23 protein-coding genes, 1 other RNA gene and 1 pseudogene are annotated in these 24,592 nt (G+C 32.9%); 1 reads left to right on the forward strand and 24 read right to left on the reverse strand.

What is annotated here, in order from left to right; all coding sequences use genetic code 11:
* Positions 1 to 45: 45 nt before the first annotated feature.
* The 18 genes and pseudogenes from hydA to BLV68_RS02895 form a co-directional block, all read right to left on the reverse strand.
* Positions 46 to 1,419 carry a dihydropyrimidinase gene (gene hydA / locus BLV68_RS02820; RefSeq protein ID WP_093750695.1) on the reverse strand — a complete coding sequence of 458 codons (1,374 nt, stop codon included), beginning with the start codon at positions 1,417 to 1,419 and terminating at the stop codon, positions 46 to 48.
* A gap of 94 nt (positions 1,420 to 1,513) precedes the next feature.
* Positions 1,514 to 2,872 carry a uracil-xanthine permease family protein gene (locus BLV68_RS02825; protein ID WP_093750697.1) on the reverse strand — a complete coding sequence of 453 codons (1,359 nt, stop codon included), beginning with the start codon at positions 2,870 to 2,872 and terminating at the stop codon, positions 1,514 to 1,516.
* Between the two features lie 125 nt (positions 2,873 to 2,997).
* Positions 2,998 to 4,323 carry a putative aminohydrolase SsnA gene (ssnA, locus tag BLV68_RS02830; RefSeq protein WP_093750699.1) on the reverse strand — a complete coding sequence of 442 codons (1,326 nt, stop codon included), beginning with the start codon at positions 4,321 to 4,323 and terminating at the stop codon, positions 2,998 to 3,000.
* A 13-nt stretch (positions 4,324 to 4,336) separates the two neighbouring features.
* A complete protein-coding gene (gene arcC / locus BLV68_RS02835; protein ID WP_093750701.1) occupies positions 4,337 to 5,272 on the reverse strand; it encodes a carbamate kinase in 936 nt (311 codons plus the stop codon).
* A gap of 46 nt (positions 5,273 to 5,318) precedes the next feature.
* A complete protein-coding gene (locus tag BLV68_RS02840) occupies positions 5,319 to 7,031 on the reverse strand; it encodes a hypothetical protein (protein WP_093750703.1) in 1,713 nt (570 codons plus the stop codon).
* Positions 7,032 to 7,133: 102 nt separating this feature from the next.
* Positions 7,134 to 8,450, reverse strand: coding sequence for a YgeY family selenium metabolism-linked hydrolase (locus BLV68_RS02845; RefSeq protein WP_093750705.1), 1,317 nt, complete (start codon positions 8,448 to 8,450; stop codon positions 7,134 to 7,136).
* 21 nt (positions 8,451 to 8,471) lie between these two features.
* A complete protein-coding gene (ygeW, locus tag BLV68_RS02850) occupies positions 8,472 to 9,668 on the reverse strand; it encodes a knotted carbamoyltransferase YgeW (RefSeq protein ID WP_093750707.1) in 1,197 nt (398 codons plus the stop codon).
* Between the two features lie 43 nt (positions 9,669 to 9,711).
* Positions 9,712 to 10,920 carry a diaminopropionate ammonia-lyase gene (dpaL, locus tag BLV68_RS02855; protein ID WP_093750709.1) on the reverse strand — a complete coding sequence of 403 codons (1,209 nt, stop codon included), beginning with the start codon at positions 10,918 to 10,920 and terminating at the stop codon, positions 9,712 to 9,714.
* Between the two features lie 397 nt (positions 10,921 to 11,317).
* Complete coding sequence (locus tag BLV68_RS02860; protein WP_093750711.1) at positions 11,318 to 13,036, reverse strand: sigma-54-dependent Fis family transcriptional regulator; 1,719 nt, start codon at positions 13,034 to 13,036, stop codon at positions 11,318 to 11,320.
* Between the two features lie 36 nt (positions 13,037 to 13,072).
* Positions 13,073 to 13,300, reverse strand: coding sequence for a hypothetical protein (locus BLV68_RS02865; RefSeq protein WP_093750713.1), 228 nt, complete (start codon positions 13,298 to 13,300; stop codon positions 13,073 to 13,075).
* Positions 13,301 to 13,453: a hypothetical protein gene (locus BLV68_RS15360; protein ID WP_159428597.1), complete on the reverse strand. Its 153-nt coding sequence runs from the start codon at positions 13,451 to 13,453 to the stop codon at positions 13,301 to 13,303.
* A gap of 202 nt (positions 13,454 to 13,655) precedes the next feature.
* Positions 13,656 to 14,228 carry an SOS response-associated peptidase gene (locus BLV68_RS02870; RefSeq protein ID WP_093750715.1) on the reverse strand — a complete coding sequence of 191 codons (573 nt, stop codon included), beginning with the start codon at positions 14,226 to 14,228 and terminating at the stop codon, positions 13,656 to 13,658.
* Positions 14,229 to 14,341: 113 nt separating this feature from the next.
* Positions 14,342 to 14,830 (reverse strand): GNAT family N-acetyltransferase, encoded by a 489-nt coding sequence (locus tag BLV68_RS02875; RefSeq protein ID WP_317921269.1) that lies wholly within the window; start codon positions 14,828 to 14,830, stop codon positions 14,342 to 14,344.
* A gap of 214 nt (positions 14,831 to 15,044) precedes the next feature.
* Positions 15,045 to 15,251 carry a hypothetical protein gene (locus tag BLV68_RS15650; protein ID WP_200773616.1) on the reverse strand — a complete coding sequence of 69 codons (207 nt, stop codon included), beginning with the start codon at positions 15,249 to 15,251 and terminating at the stop codon, positions 15,045 to 15,047.
* Positions 15,252 to 15,393: 142 nt separating this feature from the next.
* On the reverse strand, positions 15,394 to 15,594 hold the full coding sequence (locus BLV68_RS15655; RefSeq protein ID WP_200773617.1) for a hypothetical protein: 201 nt from the start codon (positions 15,592 to 15,594) through the stop codon (positions 15,394 to 15,396).
* A 38-nt stretch (positions 15,595 to 15,632) separates the two neighbouring features.
* Positions 15,633 to 15,830: a DUF6440 family protein gene (locus BLV68_RS02885; RefSeq protein WP_093750717.1), complete on the reverse strand. Its 198-nt coding sequence runs from the start codon at positions 15,828 to 15,830 to the stop codon at positions 15,633 to 15,635.
* 23 nt (positions 15,831 to 15,853) lie between these two features.
* Positions 15,854 to 16,072, reverse strand: coding sequence for a hypothetical protein (locus BLV68_RS02890; RefSeq protein WP_093750719.1), 219 nt, complete (start codon positions 16,070 to 16,072; stop codon positions 15,854 to 15,856).
* A gap of 650 nt (positions 16,073 to 16,722) precedes the next feature.
* Positions 16,723 to 17,910 (reverse strand): annotated as a pseudogene (locus BLV68_RS02895) (IS256 family transposase).
* A 305-nt stretch (positions 17,911 to 18,215) separates the two neighbouring features.
* Between BLV68_RS02895 and BLV68_RS16230 the strand changes: the two are divergent.
* On the forward strand, positions 18,216 to 18,497 hold the full coding sequence (locus tag BLV68_RS16230) for a tyrosine-type recombinase/integrase (protein WP_200773618.1): 282 nt from the start codon (positions 18,216 to 18,218) through the stop codon (positions 18,495 to 18,497).
* 44 nt (positions 18,498 to 18,541) lie between these two features.
* On the opposite strand, the gene rnpB is transcribed toward BLV68_RS16230, so the two are convergent.
* The 6 genes from rnpB to dnaG form a co-directional block, all read right to left on the reverse strand.
* Positions 18,542 to 18,894: RNase P RNA component class A (gene rnpB / locus BLV68_RS02905), an RNA gene on the reverse strand.
* 84 nt (positions 18,895 to 18,978) lie between these two features.
* Positions 18,979 to 19,692, reverse strand: a complete 714-nt coding sequence (locus BLV68_RS02910; RefSeq protein WP_093750721.1) for a zinc ribbon domain-containing protein — start codon at positions 19,690 to 19,692, stop codon at positions 18,979 to 18,981.
* Between the two features lie 18 nt (positions 19,693 to 19,710).
* Entirely contained in the window at positions 19,711 to 20,811 is a 1,101-nt protein-coding gene (locus BLV68_RS02915) for a Nif3-like dinuclear metal center hexameric protein (RefSeq protein ID WP_093750723.1), read from the reverse strand.
* The gene (locus BLV68_RS02920) at positions 20,789 to 21,496 is read right to left on the reverse strand and encodes a tRNA (adenine(22)-N(1))-methyltransferase (RefSeq protein WP_093750725.1); all 708 of its coding nucleotides are present in this window, start codon (positions 21,494 to 21,496) and stop codon (positions 20,789 to 20,791) included. The genes BLV68_RS02915 and BLV68_RS02920 overlap by 23 nt, the downstream gene beginning before the upstream one ends.
* Before the next feature lie 68 nt (positions 21,497 to 21,564).
* Positions 21,565 to 22,677, reverse strand: a complete 1,113-nt coding sequence (gene rpoD / locus BLV68_RS02925; RefSeq protein ID WP_093750727.1) for an RNA polymerase sigma factor RpoD — start codon at positions 22,675 to 22,677, stop codon at positions 21,565 to 21,567.
* A gap of 24 nt (positions 22,678 to 22,701) precedes the next feature.
* Entirely contained in the window at positions 22,702 to 24,546 is a 1,845-nt protein-coding gene (dnaG, locus tag BLV68_RS02930) for a DNA primase (RefSeq protein ID WP_093750729.1), read from the reverse strand.
* Positions 24,547 to 24,592 lie beyond the last annotated feature (46 nt).

Raw genomic sequence — 24,592 nt, forward strand, 5'->3', positions numbered from 1 at the left:
AGAAGCCCCTCTTTTCTTATAGTTTTTAAATTTATTGAACCATTTCTATAAATCACATAAATTACTTCTCTTTAAAAACATTCCATCACCTTTGTTGGCAATGAACTTGTTATTATCTACTAATACTTTTCCTCTCTGAATTACCTTTTCCACCACATAGTCTACTTTAAATCCCTCATAGGGTGTATAATCCGCTGAACTGTGCCTATTTTCAATAGTTATAATCTTGTCTTTCTTTGCAATAATAATTATATCTGCATCAGAATCTACCTGCACAGCTCCTTTTCTTGGATACAGGCCATAAATCTGTGCTGACCTAGTCATTAGCTTATCAACTAAGGTTCTTATGGAAATTCCCCTTTTGAGGCCTTCACTAAGGACTATTTCCACCCTTTCCTCTACTCCAGGAGCTCCACCTGGAGCAGTTCTAAAGTCACTTTTTCCATCCATCTTTTCCTCAAGAAAAAATGGACAATGATCAGTAGCAATTACATCAACCTGACTACTTTTAATTCCTTCCCATAAAGCTTCTATATCCTCCTGCTTTCTTAAGGGAGGTGCCATAATGTATTTAAGGCCATCAACATCGTCTTCATACCTTTCTTCAGTCAATGTTAAATACTGTGTACATGTTTCGCAGTATATGTTCTTAACTCCTCTTCTTCTAGCTGAAATAATCTCATCTAATCCCTTTTTAGTGGATACGTGGACAAAGTAGAGATGTGGGCATCCAGCTATTTCACTTAAGTAAATCATCCTGTTTATGGCTTCTGCTTCTGTAGAATCAGGTCTAGATAATGCATGATATATGGGTTTTGATTTTCCCAAAGAACCATAATATTCTCTTAAATGCTGAATTGCTCCATGATTTTCAGCATGTACTGCAATTACCGCTCCTAATTCTTTAGCCTTAATAAGTATTTTTAATATGTCCTCGTCATTTAACCTATTGTCATAGGTCATATATATTTTAAAGCTTGATATACCTTCCTCAACTAGCTTTTCCATTTCTTTCAGCACTTCTTCATTTACATGCTGGAATACTCCATGGAAACTGTAATCTATAACAGCTTTGCCTTCTGCCAGCTCATAATATTTATCAATCATGTAATTTAAGCTGCAGCCTTCAGGGCCAAAGGCAATATGGTCTACAATAGTTGTAGTTCCTCCAAAGGCAGCTGCTACTGTTCCAGTGTAGAAGTCATCAATTGCTCTGTATTTTCCTAAATCTAAATCCATGTGGGTATGAACATCTATACCACCTGGCAATACAAGCTTATTTTTTGCATCTATTACACTACAATTATCAATATCTATATTTATCCCAATACTTTCTATCTTTCCATCCTCAATCAGAATATCTCCTATAAAGCTTCCTTCTGTATTTATTATTGTTCCATTTTTTATTACTGTTTTCAAAGTATCACCTTGCTTATAAACTTATGATTTTACTCCTTATAATGGTAAAACTTATCATATAGGGAATCATACCCTATATGATAAGTTAATATTTTTATTTACTTTCCATAGCTTCTCTTTCTGCTTGTTCTTCTACAAGTGTTTTCTTTGGTAATACTATATTAAGAACAAACACTACTAAAGTTGCAAGTATTACTGGTGAACTTGCAAATACCATTGTAAACCATTCTGGTAAATATTGTAGTCCTTGTGCTGGAATTTGAGTAATTCCCATACCTAATGCTACTCCAAGTCCAACAATTGTTGTGTTTCTTACTGACAATTCATCTTGTACTATTAATTTCATGCCTGACATAGTAATTTGAGCAAAAACGGATATTGTTGCCCCTCCAATAACACATTGAGGAATAGAAGTCATAAATGCACCAAATTTAGGGATAAAACCAGCTATCAATATCATAACAGCTGTTAGCCTAAATACCTTCAAGCTTACTACTTTTGTCATTGCAACAATACCAACATTTTGACTGTATGTAGCTGTTGGCAAACCGCCTATAATTGAACCAATAACACTTGTTATACCATTTCCTTTAATTCCACCTGAAAGCTCTTCGTCTGTAGCTTCCCTATCCATTCCTCCTACTGTAGTTCCAGACAAATCTCCAACTGCTTGAACTGCATTAACTACATACATAATTACCATACTGATTACTGCTGCTGATGGAAATTCTAATTTGAAAGGCATTATTGATGGCAAGTTAAACCATGAAGCTGAAGCTATAGATTCAAATGAAACTATACCAGCAAATAAGCTTGCTATATATCCAACAACTATACCGATCAATATAGCAGCAAGTTTTATATAGCCTTTACCAAACATATTACACACTAGTACTACTACAAGGGTTAGTAATGCTATACCCCAGTAAACTAATCCACCATATCTAGGGTCTGTTGGTTGAAAACCTCCAGCCATGTAGTTTACAGCAACTTTATATAGAGAAAGTCCTATAGTAAATACTACAGTTCCTGCCACCATTGGTGGAAAATACTTTCTTATCTTTTTGATAAATATACCAACTACATATGCTACAAGACCACCTACTAATTGAGAACCAAATATTGCTCCAATTCCATATCCATTGCCAATTGCTAAAATAGTAGGTATATAAGCAAAGCTTACACCAACAATCATTGGTAGCCTTGAGCCAACCCCTAATATGGGATAGGTTTGTAGAAGTGTTCCAATTGCTGCAATGAACATACTAGCTTGTACCAAAAGTATCTGTTGTTCTGTAGATAATCCCAATGCACCTGACAATACTAATGCAGGTAACACATTTCCAACTATCATCGCCAACAAGTGTTGAAGAGATAGTGGAGTTGTAGTTTTAATACTTGGATTTCCTTCCAAACTAAATACTGATGTATTAACAGATTTAACATTTTTCATAGTATTGTTCCTCCTGATAGCAGTTTATTACATGTATGCTTTGAGCAATAAAGTGTACGGCTGCATAATACCTCATACATGTTTGTTATTATTCTGTCACATATATACAGAATAATATTATGCAATTACATTAATGGCCATATCTTATTTGCTCTTTCCCTTGACTTTGCCAGCACTTCCTTTACATCAACTGGTAAGATTTCTCTATCCTTCATAACAAACTTACCATTGATAATTGTGTCATTAACAAGTCTTCCTGTCATCCCAAACAATGCATGGCCGAACCAGTTATCCTTATTCATTGGTGTCAATGGTATATAATCAACAGTTATTATATCTGCATAGGCACCCTTAGCTATGACTCCTAAATCCCTTTTAAAATATTTCCTAAGAATTTTAGGATTGTTATCAAATTGCATTATTTTAGTTTCATTGAAGCCTACTGTTGGATCACACAGTTGATGGCTTTGTAGTATATTAGCAACCTTCATAGATTCAAACATATCATTGGTATAGGCATCTGTTCCAAGTCCTACTCTTAATCCTTGTTTAATCATTGATACCACTGGTGGTGCTCCTACTGCATTGTTCATATTTGATTCAGGATTGTGTACAACGCTAGTATCAGTTTCCTTTAATATTTCAATTTCCCTTTGATTTATATGAACTCCATGAACAGCTATTGTATGTTCACCTAATATGCCAAAGTCATGAAGTCTTTCTACGACTCTTTTCCCATATTTTTTCAATGAATCATATTGGTCTTGTATTCCTTCAGCAACGTGAATGTGGTAGCCATCATAAACCCCTTCCATTGCTTCTCTTACCTTGTACAATGTTTCATTAGAAAGTGTAAAGGATGCATGAAGCCCAAATAGCCCTTTTATCATATCGCCATTGTCATCTTTTTGAGTCTCCTTTATAAAATTGATATTTTCTTTAATTTCTTTTAATGTTATTTCTTTTCCATCTCTGTCGGATACTTCATAACAGAGAGAGGTCCTTATACCTAATTCCTTAGCTGCTTCAGCTATGGCAAATAAACTTCCTGTTACTGAATTAGGTCCAGAATGGTGGTCTATTAGTGTAGTCACACCATTTTGGATTGATTCAATATAAGTTGTCAATGCATTTAGCTTTACATCTTCCAATGTAAGCTTTCTGTCCAGATTCCACCATAGATTTTCCAGAATCTCAAAGAAGTTTCGCTGGGGCTTTGCAACAAACATACCCCTAGCATAAGCACTATATATGTGGCTATGTGCACATATCATTCCTGGCATTATTACTTTACCATTTACATCTATTACTTCCTCTTCAGGATAAGCTTTTTTGAGTTCCTCAAAGCCGCCTACATCCTCTATGATATTGTCTCTAATAAAAACTGCTCCATTTTCTATAAAGGTATTATTTGAGTCATTAGTTATTACCATACCATTTCCTATAATCATAGTCATTACCCCTTTATTTAGAAATTATCCATGTTCCAGTCTTACCTGCCAATCCATCAGTTGCCTTTTCTAATGATGTAATAAGCGCTTTTCTTCCTGGTTTTGATGTGACAAAGCTCATGGCAGCTTTCACCTTTGGCAGCATAGAACCTTCAGCGAACTCCTTATCATCTATATATTTTTGAACTTCTTCGATTGTAAGCTTATCTAGCCATTGTTGATCTGGTTTTCCAAATCTAATTGCTACCTTCTCAACTGCAGTCAATATTATTAGACTATCTGCATCTACTAACTCAGCTAATTTAGCTGTAGTAAAATCCTTATCTATTACTGCTGGTACTCCAACTAGATTTCCATCTTCTTCAACAACAGGTATTCCACCGCCACCAGCAGCTATTACAACATTTTCAGCATCAACAAGAGCTTTAACAGATTCTTTTTCTACTATATCCTTTGGTTCTGGTGATGGAACTACTCTTCTGTATCCTCTTCCAGCGTCTTCTTTAAATACGAAGCCCTTTTCTATCATCTTATCTGCTTCTTCCTTGGTATAGAATGCGCCTACAGGCTTTGTTGGATTTTGGAATGCTGGGTCATTTTTATCTACTACAACTTGCGTTACAACTGTTGCAACAGGAATATTTAATCCTCTGCTTCTCAATTCGTTTTGAATAGCATTCTGTAGGTGGAAGCCAATATACCCTTGACTCATGGCTCCACACTCAGGGAATGGCATTTCTGGAGTCCCTGCATCTGTCTTTGCTGCTGCATCCATGGCTAAGTTAATCATACCTACCTGTGGTCCATTACCATGGGATATAATAACCTGATTCCCTGCTTCTATTAAATCAACTATTGATTTAGATGTATGTTTTACTGCTTCTTTTTGTGATTCTGGGTCATTTCCTAAAGCATTTCCACCCAATGCGATTACTACTTTCCTTTTCATTGCTGCTTCTCCTTTACTCATATAATTTTTTTAATTATCTTATCAACTAATAAATAATATAAGAATAATCTTTTATTATTGTTTCAAGTAATACTTGGATTTTTTCTTTCTCATCATCAGATTTGTTAAAATCAGGTTCATATTCATATACATTTTTCTTTTCATCTCTTATTTTGTATTTATTTTCCCCAATTTTAACAAAGCCTGGATTCTTTGAGCTTTCAAAATCCTCAACAGTTGAATATAATGTTGGCTTTTTAAAATATGGATACCCGCCTCTTGTACAGAATAGATGGCAGTTTCCACACTCATTACATCTATCCTCTATGTGAAGTATTTGGTATGGCGCTTCAAAATGTTTATCTTCAACCTTTATATTGGCTCTGTTTGGACAAACATCTACGCAGATTCCACAGTTCTTCTTAAAGCAATCAAATGTTGGTAGTGTATCCTCCAATAGTTTGCCTTCGCCTTTATTCCTGTAGTTACTATCTGTTTTAGCATATTCAGCTAATTCTTTTATAGCATCTACATTTAGCTTTCCAAATTCAATATCTTCATTAATAAGTTGATCTATTATTCCATTTGTATTAATATATCCTCTTGGTTTTAGAAGGATTGTAGAGAATGTTACAGGTGCTATACCTGCCTTAAGAACACTTATTACATTGTTTCTATCGATTCCTGCTGAGAAGGATATGTTAATATCGCCATCAAAAGCCTCTGCAAACGTTTTAGAAACGTTAATAGCAATTGGATACAGAGGTTTTCCAGACATGTACATACTTTCTCCAGTTAAATATCCTTTTGCATTATATACAGCTAGAGTATTTGTAAGCTTAACTCCAACATTTAAACCATTCTCTTTTCCTAGTTTCTTCAATTTTGTAAATATTTCAACTGCATTGTCAAATTGTAGGTCGTTGTCAAAGCCTTCTCTTTTTAGTACTATATCATTATACCCTAGCTCATCTAAGATCTTTCTAACATTGTCATATCCTAAAAGTGTTGGATTACATTTTACATAGGTGTTCATCTTCTTATCAACTATTAAGTGTGATGCTATATCAAATATTTCTTCAGGTTTAGCACCATGCATAGTTGACAGTGTAACTGTATTAGTTATATGAGGTGTTATCTTTTCTATGTCCTCTAGTTTAAACTTTTTAAATTTATTTATGTTCTTCTTCAATACTTCAATACATTCTTTATATATTTCTGTGTTCGAAGCATCCTTTAAGTCATCAATGAAATCTGAAATCTTCTTTGATGTAATTCCCTTAAGGTCATATCCTACGCTTATGTTTATTACAAAATCTTTTACATCAGACAGTCCTAATTCAATTGCAAAAACTTGCAATAATATTGATGCTTTAATGTATTCTTCTTTTGCTTCTTCTACTGTTAGTTCTGTAGACCATTCAACATTGTATCCTGCATTTTTAGCATCAATACATGGCCTTGGAATCATCTTCATCATTTCTCTTCCATCTACTACTTGAACAGTCTTAACTTCAAAAAATCTAGATCCTGTCAAGTACGCAGTTAAAATATTCTGACAAAGTTGAGTATGAGGTCCAGCTGCTGGTCCTATAGGAAATCTTAAGTATTCACCGTTATAATTCATGGAAAGGTTTTCATTATTCCCTCTAAAAAAATATTTTTCATCAATTTCCATTATTTTCCCCTTTGTATAGTAGTCATTTAGGCAAATATCAATCATGTTTTCAAATGGGATTACCCTCATTAATTCTGTCATTGCTCACCATCCACCTTTCAGCTAAAATTAAGAACCTATAGGGACGGTAATATCGTCCCCCGTCCCTTACTAATATTTTCTTTAATTATAACTTCATTTAAACTATTTATTTTCAACATAAACTGTTGGTAAAGCAGCGTAAACTGCAGCGCATCTTACTAAGTCTGCTTTCCAAGTTTTTTCATTTGGAGCATGAGCTTGTGCTTCAGCACCAGGACCAAATCCTATACATGGTATTCCATTTCTTCCCATAATTGAAACTCCATTTGTTGAAAATGTCCATTTATCAATTAATGGACGAGCCTTCCTCATTTCTTCAGTTTCTTCTGTTCCTACACGTGTTGTTCCGTAAAGGTTTGTATATGCTTCTTTCATTGCTTTTGTTACTGGATGATCTTCTGGTATAACCCAAGTTGGGAAGTAGCATTCAATTGGATATACTAATCCTGTATAGCTTGGTCTCGCATATTCATACATGTTTACTTTTGCATTGTATTTCTTTACAGCTGGAAGCTGACGAATTTCTTCTAAGCAGCTTTCCCAAGTTTCACCTGCTGTCATACGACGGTCTAGTGAAATTGAGCAGGAGTCTGCTACTGCACAACGGCTTGGTGATGTAAAGAAGATTTCTGATACTGTAATAGTACCACGTCCTAAGAAACGTGCTTCTTTCCATTGTGGATTGTATTTTTCATCTAACATCTTAACTAATCCTTTTATTTCATTTTCATCAGAAGCATCATTCTCGTTAAGGTCACGAATATTTTGTACAATTTCAGCCATCTTATAAATAGCATTGTCTCCTCTTTCTGGAGCTGAACCATGGCATGAAACTCCTTCTACATCAACACGAATCTCCATACGTCCACGTTGTCCTCTATAGATTCCACCATCTGTAGGCTCTGTAGAAACTACGAATTCTGGTCTGATTTTACATTCTTTTATTATATATTCCCAGCAAAGTCCATCGCAGTCTTCTTCTTGTATTGTTCCAGTTACCAATACCTGGTATTTGTCATTTAAAAGACCTAGGTCTTTCATTATTTTAGCTCCGTAAACAGAACTGACTATTCCACCTAATTGGTCACTAGTTCCACGTCCACCAATTTCAGTTTCATTTTCATACCCTTCATATGGATCAAATTCCCAAATGTCTCTATTTCCTATGCCTACTGTATCAATGTGAGCATCAAATGCAATTAGAGTTTCTCCTGTTCCCATGTATCCTAAAACATTTCCCATTGGGTCAATTTCAACTTTGTCAAATCCAACTGCTCTCATTTCTTCTGCAATACGTTCAACAACACCTTTTTCTCCGCAGCTTTCTCCAGGAATACGAACTAAATCCCTTAAGAATTTAGTCATATCCTTTTCATATCCTTGAGCCGCTTCTTTGATCTTAGCAAAATCTAGAACCATTTTAATCCCTCCTTATATTTATTATCTAACTAATCTGGCTTTATTTCGGTCTAATAATTTTTGTAGTGTTTCCACTGGATTCTTAACTTTTTGTAAGAATATCATAGCTGCTATAATGTATGGTTTGTAGCTTGCTTCTTTGTATAGTGGTATTCTATATCTATCAAATATTGATTCGTCAACTTCTCCTTCTTCACAGCTTAATCTAGTTATATCAGCTGGTAAGCAGTGCATGTATAGAGCCTTTCCATCTTTAGTAATCTTCATCATTTCTTCAGTACATGCCCAGTCTTTGTGTTGTGCATTTTGAGCTAATAATTCTTGTTCTAATATATCAATTTCATCAAATTTGCCTTCTCCATAAAGTTGAGTTCTCTTTTCCATTGCTGCAAATGGGGCCCAGCTCTTTGGATATACGATGTCTGCATCCTTAAATGCTTCTTCCATTGAATTTATCTTAGTGAATTTTCCACCGTATTTTTCTGCATTCTTTCTAGCTACTTCTTCTACTTCTGACATTACCTCATATCCTTCTGGATGCGCAAGTACTACGTCCATTCCAAATCTTGTCATAAGTCCAATAATTCCTTGTGGTACTGAAAGTGGTTTACCATAGGATGGTGAATATGCCCAAGTCATAGCAATTTTCTTTCCTTTAAGGTTTTCAACTCCACCAAATTCATGAATTATATGAAGCATATCTGACATTGTTTGTGTTGGATGATCAATGTCACATTGTAGGTTTACTATAGTTGGTCTTTGTTCAAGAACACCGTCTTGGTATCCTTCATTTACATATTCAGCAACAGCTTTTTGATAAGTATGTCCCTTCCCAATGTACATGTCATCACGAATACCAATAACATCTGCCATGAAGGAAATCATGTTTGCAGTTTCCTTTACAGTTTCTCCGCGAGCAATTTGTGATTTTGCTTCATCTAGATCTTGAACTTCTAATCCTAGTAGGTTACAAGCTGATGCAAATGAGAATCTGGTTCTTGTAGAGTTATCTCTAAATATTGAAATTCCTAGTCCTGAATCAAATATTTTTGGGCTTATGTTGTTTTCTCTTAAATGTCTTAGAGCATCTGCAACTGTAAAGATTGCATGTAACTCATCTTGTGTTTTGTCCCAAGTTAATAAAAAGTCATTATGGTATAAGTTTTTGTAATCTAATTTTTCAAGTTTTGCTAATAGTTCTTTAAAGTTTGTGTTCATTTTTCTACTCTCCTTCTTTTTGTATTTTTTCTATTTATATCTTTTATTTATTTTGATACAATCCATTCCATACTACATCTCTATAATGTTCAAAATCAGTGTCTCCTTCTGTACTGAAACAAAGAACAACTGAATTTTCATCAAGTTTTAATGCTTCTTTTATGTCCTTTAGTTCTTCTAATGACATAACTTGTGAAACAACTCCCATTGTTGCAGCTCCACTTTCACCTGATATAATTCTTTCATCACCTTTTAATGGATTACCTAATACTCTCATACCATGTGCAGCTACTTCATCTGGAACTGATAGGAAGTTTTCAGCATACGCATTAAGAACTGGCCATCCAATTGTAACTGGCTCACCACAAGCAAGACCAGCCATTATAGTATTCATATCTCCCTTTACTGGATGAAGCTCGCCATCATCAGCCTTTGCTGTCTTGTATAAGCATGCAGCTTTGTCAGGTTCAACTATTGTAATAATTGGCTTGTTGTCACTGTAAACTGAACTAAAGAAACCAGTAACCGCTGATGCAAGTGATCCTACTCCAGCTTGAAGGAAAATATGTGTAGGTCTTACATTTTGTTCTTCCATCTTTAGATATGCTTCATATGCCATTGTAATATAGCCTTGCATAATCCAAGTTGGTATATCTTCATAGCCATCCCATGAAGTATCTTGAATCATTACATAACCATATTTTTCAGCTTCTTCATTAGCTTGTCTTACACAATCATCATAGTTCTTGTCTAGTACTTCACATTTTGCACCAAGGGCTCTTATATTTTCCACTCTTTCTTGAACACTTCCCTTAGGCATGTAAACAATTGCTTTTTGTTTTAATTGATTAGCTGTCCAAGCAACTCCTCTACCATGGTTACCATCTGTTGCTGTGATGAATGTTATTTCGCCTAGTTGTTCTTTTATTTCATCTGATATTAAAGTTCTATACTGAAGTTCATCAAGGCTCTTGCCTAATTTATTTGCAATATATTGGCCAATTGCAAAACTTCCACCTAATACTTTAAATGCATTTAAACCAAATCTATAGGACTCATCTTTAACAAATATATTTTTAAGTCCTAAATACTTTGCAAGTTCCTTTAATTCCACCAATGGTGTTTCGCTATATTGGTCGAAACTTGAGTGGTATTTAATAGTTTGCTTTGCAACATCTTCACTCAAAAAGTCTAATGATACTTTCTCTCTTTTTGAAGTATCGTTTTTAACTATCTGATATTTAACAGTCATTTCAACAACCTTCCTTATTCTTTATTTTCGCTAATAATATATTACATAAACCGTGCCAACTTTTAATGCTTATCTAAAACAACTTTTTTATCAACGATTGTTAATTTTCCTTGAAATTTCAACGTTTCACATAAAAGAAGATTTTTGGACTTTACGTACTTTTTACACAAAAATTTACTATTTTATCGTTTTGATAATTTTTTATCATAATGATAAAGCTAGGTAAGGCTGTATTTTCCAATGTTTGAGGGAAAATTAATTCTTTTTTTATCATTTTGATAACATTTTCACAGATATTTGTTATTTTTTCTTTTTTTTCTAAAAAAATATTTTTTAGAAAAATTTTTTATTTTTAAATTTTATGCATAAAAGAAAGCTAAACAACTTATGTTTAGCTTTATAATTTCCTATATAAAGTTGCTATTCCTATGCCTAAAGCTCTAGCTGCCTGCTTTTTCCCTTCTGTTGTATCTCCATAATAGGCTATTGCCTTTCTTATTTCTTCCTGTTCTATTTCCTTTAGAGTCCTTATGCCTTGCTGATTTTCATATCCCATAAGATCATTGTTTCTTATATTTGAAGGCAAGGTATTGTCGTTTACAATTCCGTCTTCCATCATATTGACTATGAATTCTACTGTATTTTCTAATTCCCTAACATTACCAGGCCATGGGTAATTCATAAGCTTTTCCATAGTCTCTTCTTCTATTCGTACAAAGTTCTTGCCAAAGAGCTTTCTATAGTAGTCGATAAAATGGTATATTAAATCTCTTATATCTTCTTTTCTTTCCCTCAAAGGAGCAATCTCTATGGGGATTACGTTTAATCTATAGTATAGGTCTTCACGGAACTTGTTTTCATTTATCATTTGCCTTAAGTCTTTATTTGTTGCAGCTATAATTCTCACATCCAATGGTATTTGCTGATTTGAACCTATTCTTACAATCTTTTTATTCTGAATCACCCTTAAAAGCTTCGATTGAAGATATAGGGGCATGTCCCCAATTTCGTCTAAAAATATAACTCCCTTATTAGCTAGTTCAAATTTTCCTATTTTTCCATTAGGATCTGCGCCTGTAAAAGCACCTTTTACATATCCAAACAACTCACTTTCTAGTAAAGGTTCAGGTATAGCTGCACAGTTTATAGCTACAAACCTATTGTTTCTCCTATCTGAATTCTTCCATATTGCTGTAGCAACAACTTCCTTACCAGTCCCACTTTCACCAGTTATCAGCACTGTTGAAACTGAATTTGCCACTTTTTTAATTTTTTCTTTAAGCTCTATAGTCTTTTTACTACATCCTATTATATCGTCTGTATCTACTGCATTGACGGTTGATGTCATGGCATATATACTTGAATGAACCTTGTCCAAATTTCTAAATAGTAATACCTGCTTGTAGAATTCATTCTTAGGTACATCAAATATATCTCCTATTACTGTGCTTACATTTTCTCCAATTCTCACCTTATACTCCTTGCTGTTATTAACTGTATCTCCCGTAGGCTCTATTTCAATCTGTTCATTGTTGATTATCCTCGTAATACCTAACTGCTTTTTAGCACTTGCGTTAATGATGGAGACATTACCCTCATTGTTTATGATAATAGCTCCCTCATCCATTCTCCTTACTATTAGCTCCATCATGTTTGTAATAGCTGCCTTGCTCTTTGCCTCCTCTACCTCATACGCCTTTGTAGCGATAAAGTCGGCTATCTGTTCTAGAAAATCCAAATAGCTCTCTAAGTTGTTCAATATAACCTTTTTTCTGTCCTCTGTAGTGCAAGCCATGCCTATTACTCCTATAATTTCATCCTTTATCTTGATAGGCATTGAAATTTCAAATATCCCTTTGCACTCTTCCTTCTTTATACAGTCCTTGCACCTTTCATCTACTCTAGGCTCCAGCAGAACTTGTCTTTCTCCGGTCCTCATTGCATATTTATAAACATTTGAGTTCTCTGACACATCTACATTCACTCTACTAAATATGCCTGTACCAGCAATTCTTACTAGTTTAGAATCTACAACTTCAACATCTACCTTAGCTATTTCTGAAGTAATCTTTGCATATTTTTGAACTGTATCAGCAATATTATTCAACTCATACATAGCCTTCACCCTTCTGTATGTATAATAATTTTTTAATCACAAATTCATCATATGATATTTTATAATTTTGAGAAATGAACATTTATATCCATATTTTCCCACAGAGTAGATTCCCTCAAAGGAAACAATATTGGCAAAGAGAACATTTGCTACACCTGTAATTACACCTAACATAATAAATACAAAAGAGTTTAGCTTCTTTTTAATATAAATAATAAAGTATAATACCATGCTGTATGTGGTTCCCGCAACACTTCCTGCCAACTATGCTGTCTCCTCTGGTCCACAAGGATCCACAAGCCCGACTATACCTCCAACTAGAGCACCTATAAAGAAAACAAGTATTAGGTAAGCTATATAGAAACCTATGGCCTGCTTCCAGTTTCTTTGCAAGGCAAAATCAGTCAGATTTTTCAATTTCCTTTCCCTCCCCAGCTTACGATTAAAATTAAGTATCTCTACTAAATTATATTCATTACTACCACTTAATGCATTTTCTAATGAGTTTTTGTTAATTTTTTCTATATTCTCCCTTGTATTATCTCACCTTGTTTGTTATTAATATCCATCATGGAAATTTTATTGCTTAACTCTTGTACAGGAAAGCTATTAAAGCTTGTTAGAATAGCTTTAACTGCTGGAAAGGCTCGTCATTATTTTCTCTTTTTGTTTCAAGTTCATGATTGCCATTAGATTTAAATATTTCCTCAATAATGTTAATAGGAGTACCCTTATCAAGCCAGTAATCTAATGTTCCATCGTCTATTATAAGAAGCATTCTGGAATGAATATCTTTCATATATCTATTAGCCTCAGTGGTTATTATTACAAAGGATAGTTCCCTGTTTCCCTTTTCATCAGAAGTTAATTTAAATATCCCTCCTAGAGACATGATGTTTTTATCCTTTAAATATATGCCATGTTTAACCTTTTTCCTACTTCCTTCATCCTTCCACTCATAAAATAAATTGACAGGAGTAATACATCTTGCACTGTAAAAGGAATTTTTAAACATTGGCTTATCCATTATAGATTCAGCTCTGTCATTTATTACTAGTCTTTTATTACCATAGAAGGGAAAGCCCCATTTTGCAAATTTTAGTTTATTAACTTCTTCTTTTAATACTATTGGAGCAATTTGTGATGGGTAAAAGTCCCCTTTCTTGTAATCATCAACTTCACTCTTTTTAATATCCTATACTGCTTCAATATATCCTCTATGTCACTATCAAGCATGAATCTTCCACACATATATTATCTTACCACTATTATTCTTCTACTTTTTCAGGTATTTTCCCCTGAAACTCACTTGCCAATATGTCCATATATATGGTCATATTTCTTACTTCCAATTATGACAGCTTCTCTTCTTCTGCCAATTTCCTTAAGTCCACACTTCTTATAGGATTTTATTACCCTTTTATTAAAGGAATATCCCCTTAACATGATGTTGTTTAAATTTAATACATTAAAATCATAATCAAGTAATAGTTTCATAGCTTCTGTGCCATAGCCCTTGTTCCAATAGTTCTTATTTCTTATGAATATACCTGCTTCTGCAGTTCTATGTATTGGATTTACACCGCCTAAACTACAGTTGCCTATAACCTCATTATTGTTTAAGGTTACAATGGCAAAGTTATATCCTTCTTTACTTAACTTAATAAGTGCTTCCCTTTCCTTTTCCAAGGAATATATATTTGGAACTGCTAATAGATTTATGGTTACATCAATATCATTCATCCATTGAGCATATTGCTCTGCATCTTCCACATTTATTGGAGATAAGTATATTCTTTAGCCAGCTATTTTCTTAAAATATCTCATAGTTTTCCCCCCTTGCATGATACTGGTAAATATTGGTTTTAATAGATAGAAACTATTTGTAATCATTGTAGATTAAGAATAGCCTATTATACTGATCATATTCGAGATAATATATCTCTTTATAGCCTACAATCTTAAAAAAGTGGCTTAATAGTTTTTCCCATTCTTCTGTTGTCTGATTCTACAGAAAAAGCCCATCATCTAATAGGTTATCCTCTATAGCTTTTATATTCCATTCATTGATCTGATTGTCAGTAAGAAATGGATTCAGTTTTAGTAATACTTTACTATTAACTTTTAATATTCGCTTTATTTCTTTTAAAGCTTTAACAGCATCTGAAGGAATAAGGTTATCAATAATATTTGATAAAACTACGTCATTTTGCAAAATCACTTAAAATTTTTTTAAGTTCTTCAACTCCACCTACAATAAAGTCAAAATTACCTTCTCTTAATTGTTCCTGTAATTGCTCCTGATTTTTTTAGCGACTTTAATACCTTCAACTGAAATATCAATTTCAATATGGTTTTTAGTACCCCTTAAAAAAACACTTAAAAAGTAAAAGTCCGTTATCACATCCAAAATCAAGTATAGTATTTGACTCCTCACAAAGCCAGTCTAATGCCCTATCTAAATCCTCATTGCCAGTACTTTTTGTTATAGAGTTAATATTTATATCTTCTTTAAAGACATTGTTCCAGTATCTTATGATTTTTTCATATGTTAGCATTTGTATCCTCCTTCAACATTAAGGAACATAAAGATTAATTATCTAAAATCATCATCAGACCTATCTATATTTGGTGTAACAATAGGCTTGCCATCCTTATCCACTAATACAGTAAGACCACCGCAGTTCCCATCCCAAGCGAATAAATAATTAACACCAGTTTCAATATCTACAATAATTTTACAACCTGATAACATTCCTTTTTTATATACAACTTCAAATCTATTTTCTTCCATACTTTACCTTCTATAATTTCAAATTAATAATCAATCCACTCATCAAATCCTTTTCTTTTGCCTGTAAAGAAAAACTCTGTATGTCTACATCTAGGACAAACATACACATCAAATATCAAATGCTCTTCAATATCAAATAGTGCACCAAAAAAGCCCCTATTATTGTCTTGAGAATCGAAGCGATACTCTTTTATATACTTCATCTCATCATTACATCTTAAGCAGCTAAAACTTTTTTCCATATGAATCCCCTTTACAAAATGAGCATTATAAAAAATTTTGAACATTTCTTGCACTGATACTTTATTCTATTATATTCCAACTTTGTATATAGTTCCAACTATAAAAAATACTTTTCTTTTTATTGTCAATTTTCAATAATTTAAATTAACCCTATTAATTATATTTGTAGAAAAAGCTCCATGCATAAAATTTTCCTTTTTATATTGTTAAAGGTATGTGTTATGAATTAGGATGTAGTTAAAAGTTCTTTTAACTTTATAGAATGACATTATATACATGGGACATTTTTTGATATAAGCTGCTTCTTTAATACCCAAGGGCTTGTGGCTAAATTCAAAGTGCTATTCTATCAGACCAATTTGCTAAAAGATTGAGACTGTAAATAATTTTGTGATTTTAGAATTGAATTGTACCTTACTGACAAGAATTAAATTTGATATTTTGGAAATTTGTGATCCCTGATTTAATCTTATTTTTCCATTGATTTTTAAATTTATGCATTAAAATTTAAATTTTGGGAAATAATTCATAATGATAATTTTATATTCTCTTAAAACTTCTTTAGGTAGGGGAGACTATAGCTTTTAAAGATTTCACTATTTTGCTATAGTCTCTTTTCTTTATTTAGTTTTTATAGATACTTTTCTATTCAACTTTCAAAGAATATCATTAGCTGGTTTAATATTAGGTCCCAACTTCTATATCTCTGAGTCCATTTCTTTATGATATTCTGACTTGCTAGATACAATATTTTTTTCTAATGCTTGATCTGATGGGAATACTGATTTCGTCTTTGTAACCTTACTTAACTGTCTATGAAAGCCTTCAATTATGTGTGTGGTATACATTACTGTCCTAATCTCACCTGGATACTTGAAAAATGGTGATAGTACCTCCCAATTCATTTCCCAACTTTTAAAAGCATAAGGATACTTTTTGCCCCACTTTTCTTCTATTCTTGTTAAGTTATCTAGGGTAGCTTCCTCATTAACAGCCTTATATACACTTTTAAAGTCTTTGGAGAATTCTCTTAAATCCTTGTAACTTACGTATTTGAAGGAGCTTCTAAGTTGATATATTATGCATATTTGAATTTAGCATTAGGATAAGTTGCTTGAATTGCTTCCTTTAGTCGTGTTAGGCTATCTACACTAAATATTTGTACTTCTTCTACACCTCTATTTTTTAGGTCGTTTAGTACTTCTATCTGTTTCATTTTCGCCAATCCAAATACCGAGTACATCTTTACATCCATCTATATTTACACCTGAGACTAAATAAGCAGCCTTATTCTTAATTTGCCCATCTTCCCTAACCTTGTAGTGAATAGCATCCATGAAAACAAAAGGGTATATTGAATCTAAAGGTTTGTTTTGCCATTCTTTTATTTGAGGTATTATACTATCATTTATCTTACTCACCATTTCTGCAGATAATTCAATTCCATATATATCTTTAATTTGATTGTGTATGTCTCTGGTAGACATACCCCTTGAGTAAAGGGATATTACTTTCCCTTCTATGCCTGAAATATCACGTTTATTCCTTGGTACGACTACTAGCTCAAATTCACCATTTCTGTCTCTTGGGACTTCTATTGGTATTTCTCAAAACTGAGTTTTTACTGTTTTCTCTGAATAGCCATTCCTCACATTATCGGTTTGTTTGTTTTTTTTATCCCCTTTGGCATAGCCTAATTCCACTTCTAATTCTGCTCTAACATCTCTTGGAGAATATCTTTAAACATATCCTTGAGGTATGAATGTAAATCTGTTGCTGTTTTTAGATTACCATCTTTAATCATATCTCTTAATGCTTCTTTAGGTAATATTGACATAAAGTTAGCTCCTTTCTTTTAAGAATTCTATTTTTAATACTTGCCAGAAAGGAGCTAAATTTTTCACAGAAGTACAAATTATTTTACACTACCCAATCTTATATAAATAAGCAATAATTTAGTTGTATCAAATGGAAAAGTATACTTAAATACTCCTAAAACAGAAGAAAGTCAAAGAACTCTTTATATATCAGATAATTTAAAAAACTTCTCAAACAACATAAAAAAATGCAAAATCAACATAAACTAAAATATGGGGAATATTATCACGACAATATATTTAAGATAGAAAATGCAATTTTATTATGATTTGGGAAGATGGTAAATACATTCAACCTAATTATTATAGTCATAGATTTAGAAAGATATTGAAGAAACCTAACTTCGACAAGGTTATAAGATTTCATGATCTTAGACATACAAATGCGACTCTTCTCTTGTCACATGGTGTAGATTTTAAAGTGATTCAAACTAGACTTGGCCACTTCGATATTAATACTACTTTAAATATTTATTCTCACGTTAATTTAGAAATGCAGAAAGATGCGACTACAAAACTAAATGAAATTTTACACGGTGGAAATTAGGTGGCAAAAAGTAAAATACACCTTATAAAAAGGTGTATTTTACAGCAATGAGTAAATCTATAAGCCGTGTTCTGTCTTGGATGATCATCTATCTATGACCTATTGTTACCAATAGGTTCATGCGACCTACCAATCGGGACAGCAGCGGGCCACTGCCTTTTTAATCCCTAGCTTGGTCTTGCTCCGGATGGGGTTTACAGAGCCAACTAGTCGCCTAGTTGCTGGTGAGCTCTTACCTCACCTTTCCACCCTTACCCAACATTTCAAATGGAATGTTAGGCGGTATATTTCTGTTGCACTATCCTTAGGGTCGCCCCCACTGGACGTTATCCAGCATCCTGCCCTATGGAGCACGGACTTTCCTCATGCTAAAGCACGCGATCACCCGATTTACTCATTATCCGATATTTTATTGCATCATAACTATAGCATAAATCCAAAACTTTTTCAACAACAATATTTGCCAGCCATAATCAAAATATTATTCCTTCTCCAAATATAATATCCTATCACAGTATTCACAATGTAGTACAGAATTAGAATGTTTTAACCGATCCACCGTAATGGCAGGAAGGACCACATTACAGCCACCACATCTATTATCTATAACCTTAACTACTGCAATCCCCCTAGTTTTAATCAACTTGTTGAATTCTAAAATCAAATTTTCATCCATATTGGAGGATATACTTTCAATTCTCTTTCTAACATCTATTGCCTTTCCATTTAATTCCTCAATAATGGATTTATAATCTTTCACTAAGCTTTTATACTCCTTTTTTAAATTATTAAAATCCTCTTTTAGATTAACAAGCTTACTTTTGAACTCATCAATATCTTCCATCATATTTATCATTTCCAACTCTTTTTCTTCAATTAATGCTTTAATCTTCTCCCTTTCCTCATTTAGAAAAGTTAATTGTTTCAAATCTTTAATACTGCCATCGAATAGACTTTTTTCCACTTCTTTAAGTTTAAAATCAAGGTTTCTTAGAATTTGATTTTCCTTATTAAGTTTCCTTTCATTTTCTTTTATAGAAGTTTCCAATTCTATAATATCCGTTTCCTTCCTATCCAATTCAATAGCTAATAATTTTATATCTTCTCCATTTTGAATTTCCTTAAGCTTCTTTTTAATATCTGCTAATAAGCTTTTATTTTTTTGCAGTTCCCACAAATCTTCTATATCATCCATATATTTACCTCCAAAAATTTAATAGAAAGCAAAAGGTGGACTGCTTTTATCGTGCAAATATATTTCTACTTTATTTTCTAGTATTTTATCTAAATAATCCTTTATAATTGGGAGTATCACCTTTTCAGTGTGATAATGACCTGCATCTACAAGGGTAAGCCCTAATTCATTAGCATACTGGGCATCATGGTATTTAACATCTCCAGTAATATATAAATCTGCACCTCTTTTATAGGCATCATAGATAAAAGAAGCACCACTTCCTCCACATACTGCTACCCTTTCAACGATCCTATTTCGGTTTCCATAAACTATTACTCTATCAACCTCTAAACTTCTTTTAATGATATCCAAATAATCTAATAGAGCCATTTCCTTTATACTGCCTATTCTACCATACCCATAAGCTTTACCTTCATTTTTTAATGGGTATATATCATAGGCTACTTCTTCATAGGGATGATGCCTTATCATCTCTTTTAATACTTCATCTAAATTATTGTCTTCAACAATGGTTTCGATTCTAACTTCTTCAACTTCCTCTAATTCATAAACTTTTCCGATAAAAGGTTTAGTCCCCCTTAAAGGCAAAAAGGTTCCCATACCTTCAACATTATAGGTACAATGGCTGTAGTTTCCAATCCAACCAGCACCCATATCACCTAAAACTTTTCTTATAATAGGTGCATAATCTTTTGGAACGAATACCACTAATTTATATAAGGGATCTCGATAATTAACCCTTAAAGGCTCATGATTTTTGATCCCCAATGTATTGGCTAAAGCATCATTTACGCCACCTGGTACCAAATCCAAATTAGTATGTGCATTGTATACAACTAAGTCTTCCTTAATTATATCATAGATCAAACTTTCCTTATATGATTCTTTGGTTATTCTGGACAAGGATTTGAATATAATAGGGTGATGGGTAACTATCATTTGGACTTTTTTATTCATGGCTTCCAAGAAAACCTCTCGGTCCAAATCCAAGGATATTAATATTTTTGAAACCTCCCTTTCAGGGTCACCTATCTGAAAGCCAGTATTATCCCATTTATCGATTAAATAAGGAAAAGCCCATTGATCTAATAGCTTAATTATATCTATTGCCTTCAATTCCTTTAAGCACCTCCTTTAATTTATTAACCTCCATCACTATTTCTTCATACCTGTTTTTACTTTTTTCTGTATTCTTGTCCTTTAATTTTTCTAAAACATTATTGAGTATACTTATCTTCTCTTCTACAAAATCCTTTAATAAAGGGTCTTTTTTCAATATCAACTTTTCTCCTATTTCATAATGGATATAGTCTTCAACTATAGATTTGCCTTTTTTTGCATAGATGATCTCATAAAATTTATCATCTTCTTTTACCAACTTTTCATCTATTATTTCAAAACTATTAATATACAAATACTCTCTCAATTCCCTGCTTGCTACATTTGGTTGTAGTATAAAATGAGTTATAGAATCTCTTTTATTTCTGTCCTTATCTAATATGTCTCTAATAAGTAACCCGCCCATTCCAGAAATCACAACTGTATCTACCTCAAAAGGCTTCAACACTTCTAATCCATTGCCTAATCGAATATCTATATGGTTTTCCAGATTTTCCTCTTTAACCAATTGTATTGTTTTTGCCAAAGAATTCTTACTGAGGTCTGTAGCTATTACCTTTTTTGCTATCTTATTTTTTATCAGGTATATAGGTATATACCCGTGATCAGTTCCAATATCTGCTACTATTGTATTAGGTGGTATTAAATCAGCGATAGCTTGTAATCTACTGGATAGTCTCATCAGTACATTCCTTTCATAATTAATTTGTAATATCTATAATTAAAGATTCGCATTTAGCGAATCTTTAATTATTCAAGAAAGTCCTTTAGCTTCTTACTTCTGCTAGGATGTCTTAATTTTCTTAAAGCCTTAGCTTCTATCTGTCTTATTCTTTCTCTTGTTACATCAAATTCTTTGCCTACTTCTTCTAATGTACGGGCTCTACCATCATCAAGCCCAAACCTCAACCTTAAAACCTTCTGTTCTCTTGGAGTAAGGGTGTCCAATACATCTACCAGTTGTTCCCTTAACATAGTGTAGGTTGCTGCTTCAGCAGGAGCTAAAGCATTGTCATCCTCTATAAAATCACCAAGATGACTGTCTTCTTCTTCTCCAATGGGAGTTTCCAAAGACACGGGTTCTTGAGCTATTTTCATAATCTCCCTTACCTTTTCTACTTCCATATTCATTTCTTTCCCTATTTCCTCAGGTGTAGGGTCTCTTCCTAACTCTTGAACTAATTGTCTTTGAACTCTCACTAACTTATTAATGGTTTCAACCATATGAACTGGAATACGAATGGTTCTAGCTTGGTCAGCAATAGCTCTAGTTATAGCTTGACGTATCCACCAAGTAGCATAGGTACTAAACTTAAAACCCTTTTGATAATCGAACTTTTCTACTGCTTTCATTAACCCTAAATTTCCTTCCTGAATTAAATCTAAGAACAGCATACCCCTGCCTACATACCTTTTTGCAATGCTAACCACCAATCTTAAGTTGGCTTCTGCTAATTTCTTTTTAGCTAATTCATCTCCTTCTTCCATTCTCTTGGCTAATTCTATTTCTTCTTCTGCAGTAAGCAATGGAATTTTCCCAATTTCCTTTAGATACATTCTAACAGGATCATCTACACTTATTCCTCTTGGTAAAGATAAATCTTCCTTAAGATCTATATCTTCCTCTGCTTCATCACTAGTTTCAAGGAGCATATCGTCTTCTTTATCTCCTACTATATCGATCCCCATATCCTCAAATCTTACATATATGTCATCTATTTGATCTGGATCCAGTTCTATTTCCTCTAGTGCATCCATAATTTCTTTATATGTTAAGACTCCACTTTTTTTACCCTTATCTATTAATTGTTTAATTGCTAATATTTTCTCTTTCTCTAATTCTGGTTTATTATTTGGGCTCAATATAGCTCCCTCCCTTCCTAACCTTTACGTATGTGATTGTAACTCTTTGTCTAATTTCGTCAACTCTAAGCATAACAATTTGAATCTCTCCACATCTCCTTCATCTTTTACATTCTTTGATTCAATCTCTTTTATTTCATTCAAAATCTTTTTCCTTTCCATCTCTAATTTTGATATTTTAATCCTCTTTATTAAATCTTTTATCAAAGTATTTTTGTTTTCAGGCAACACTCCTACATTCAAATCCATAATTTCATATATTAGATCGTAATCTAGGTCTTTCTCCTGTTTTAATTTGACTAAAATAAAATCATTAGCAATTTTCATCAAATCAACTTTTTTTTCATATTCATCAAAAATAATCTTTGCCAAAATATTGCTTTCATAATTCAAGAAATCTTCTTCGTTTAAATAACCTTTTATAATGTTGTAATAACTTCTACTTTCAAGCATCAATCTAATCAACATCTTTTCAGCTGTTAAATGTGCTGGTTCCAGAACAGCTTTAATTGGGGCTATTTTACTCTTATTATACCTATTTCTACCAATTATATACTTGTCCTTGGAAAAACTTGATTCGTTTTTATAATTATTCCCCAAAACCTCTTTTTTAATTGCATCTTCTGATATTTCCATTTCCTTTGCAATTTTATCTATATATATTTCCCTTTCTACAGGGCTATTTATATTCCTTAATATAACAGACACTTCTTTAACAAATTTAATCTTTCCATCAATATCATTTACATTATATTTCTTTCTCAATATTAATATTTTGTAATCTATTGGATTGAAAGCATTATCTATCAATTTTTCAAATTCTTTCAATCCCATTTTGTTGATAAAATCATCTGGATCATGCCCTTTGGGCAAAAGTATTACCTTAGGGTTAAGCCCCTCCTTATCTAATATATTTAATGCTTTGATAGTTGCATTTATTCCAGCATTATCCGAATCGTAGCAAATATAAATTTCTTTATTTAACCTTTTTAAAAGCTTTGCTTGATTAGAGGTAAAAGCAGTACCAAGACTTGCTACGGCATAATCAATTCCATTTCTGTACAATGAAATGACATCCATATACCCTTCAACCAATATTATCTTATTTAGATTAAAATTCCGCTTTATGAGATTTAAGCCATAAAGATTGTTACCTTTTATAAAAATTAAAGTATCCTTTGAATTTAGATACTTAGGCATAGTCTGGTCCAGTACTCGTCCTCCAAATCCTATTACTCTACCTTTACCATCAATTATTGGAAACATTATTCTATTTCTAAACTTATCATAATATCCCGTATTATCCTTTCTTTTACCTATTAAACCTGCTTTCTCTATATCCTCTTCCTCATATCCTTTCTTAATTAGATAATTTTTTAAACTGTCCCATTTGTCTGGAGCATAACCTAATCCAAATCGTTTTATTATATCCTTATTCAAATTCCTTCTTCCCAAATATTCTAAAGCTTCTCTATTTTGACCAAGGTTAAGATAGTAAAACTTAGCTGCTTCTCTATTAATTTCATATAAGAGGTCCTTTTGCAATTTCAATTTATGGTCTATAGGGTTTTTTTCCATTATGGGTATTCCCTCTTGTTCAGCAATGAATCTTACTGCTTCGACAAAGGATAGATTTTCAATTTTCATAATAAAACTTATTACATCGCCACCTTCTCCACAGCCAAAACAATGAAATAATTGCTTAGATTCGGATATAGTAAAAGATGGTGTCTTTTCATTATGAAAAGGGCATAAGCCCACATAATTACTACCAGTTTTTTTGAGCTGGATATATTTAGATACTACATCTATCAGATCGACGGTATCATGTATCCTTTCTATCAACTCTTCATCAATATTATATGACATGGCTCATCACCTTTTCTCTCCAATAGGAGAACATTATATATTATTC

It is taken from the genome of Tepidimicrobium xylanilyticum (assembly GCF_900106765.1).
In the GTDB taxonomy this organism is placed as follows: domain Bacteria; phylum Bacillota; class Clostridia; order Tissierellales; family Tepidimicrobiaceae; genus Tepidimicrobium; species Tepidimicrobium xylanilyticum.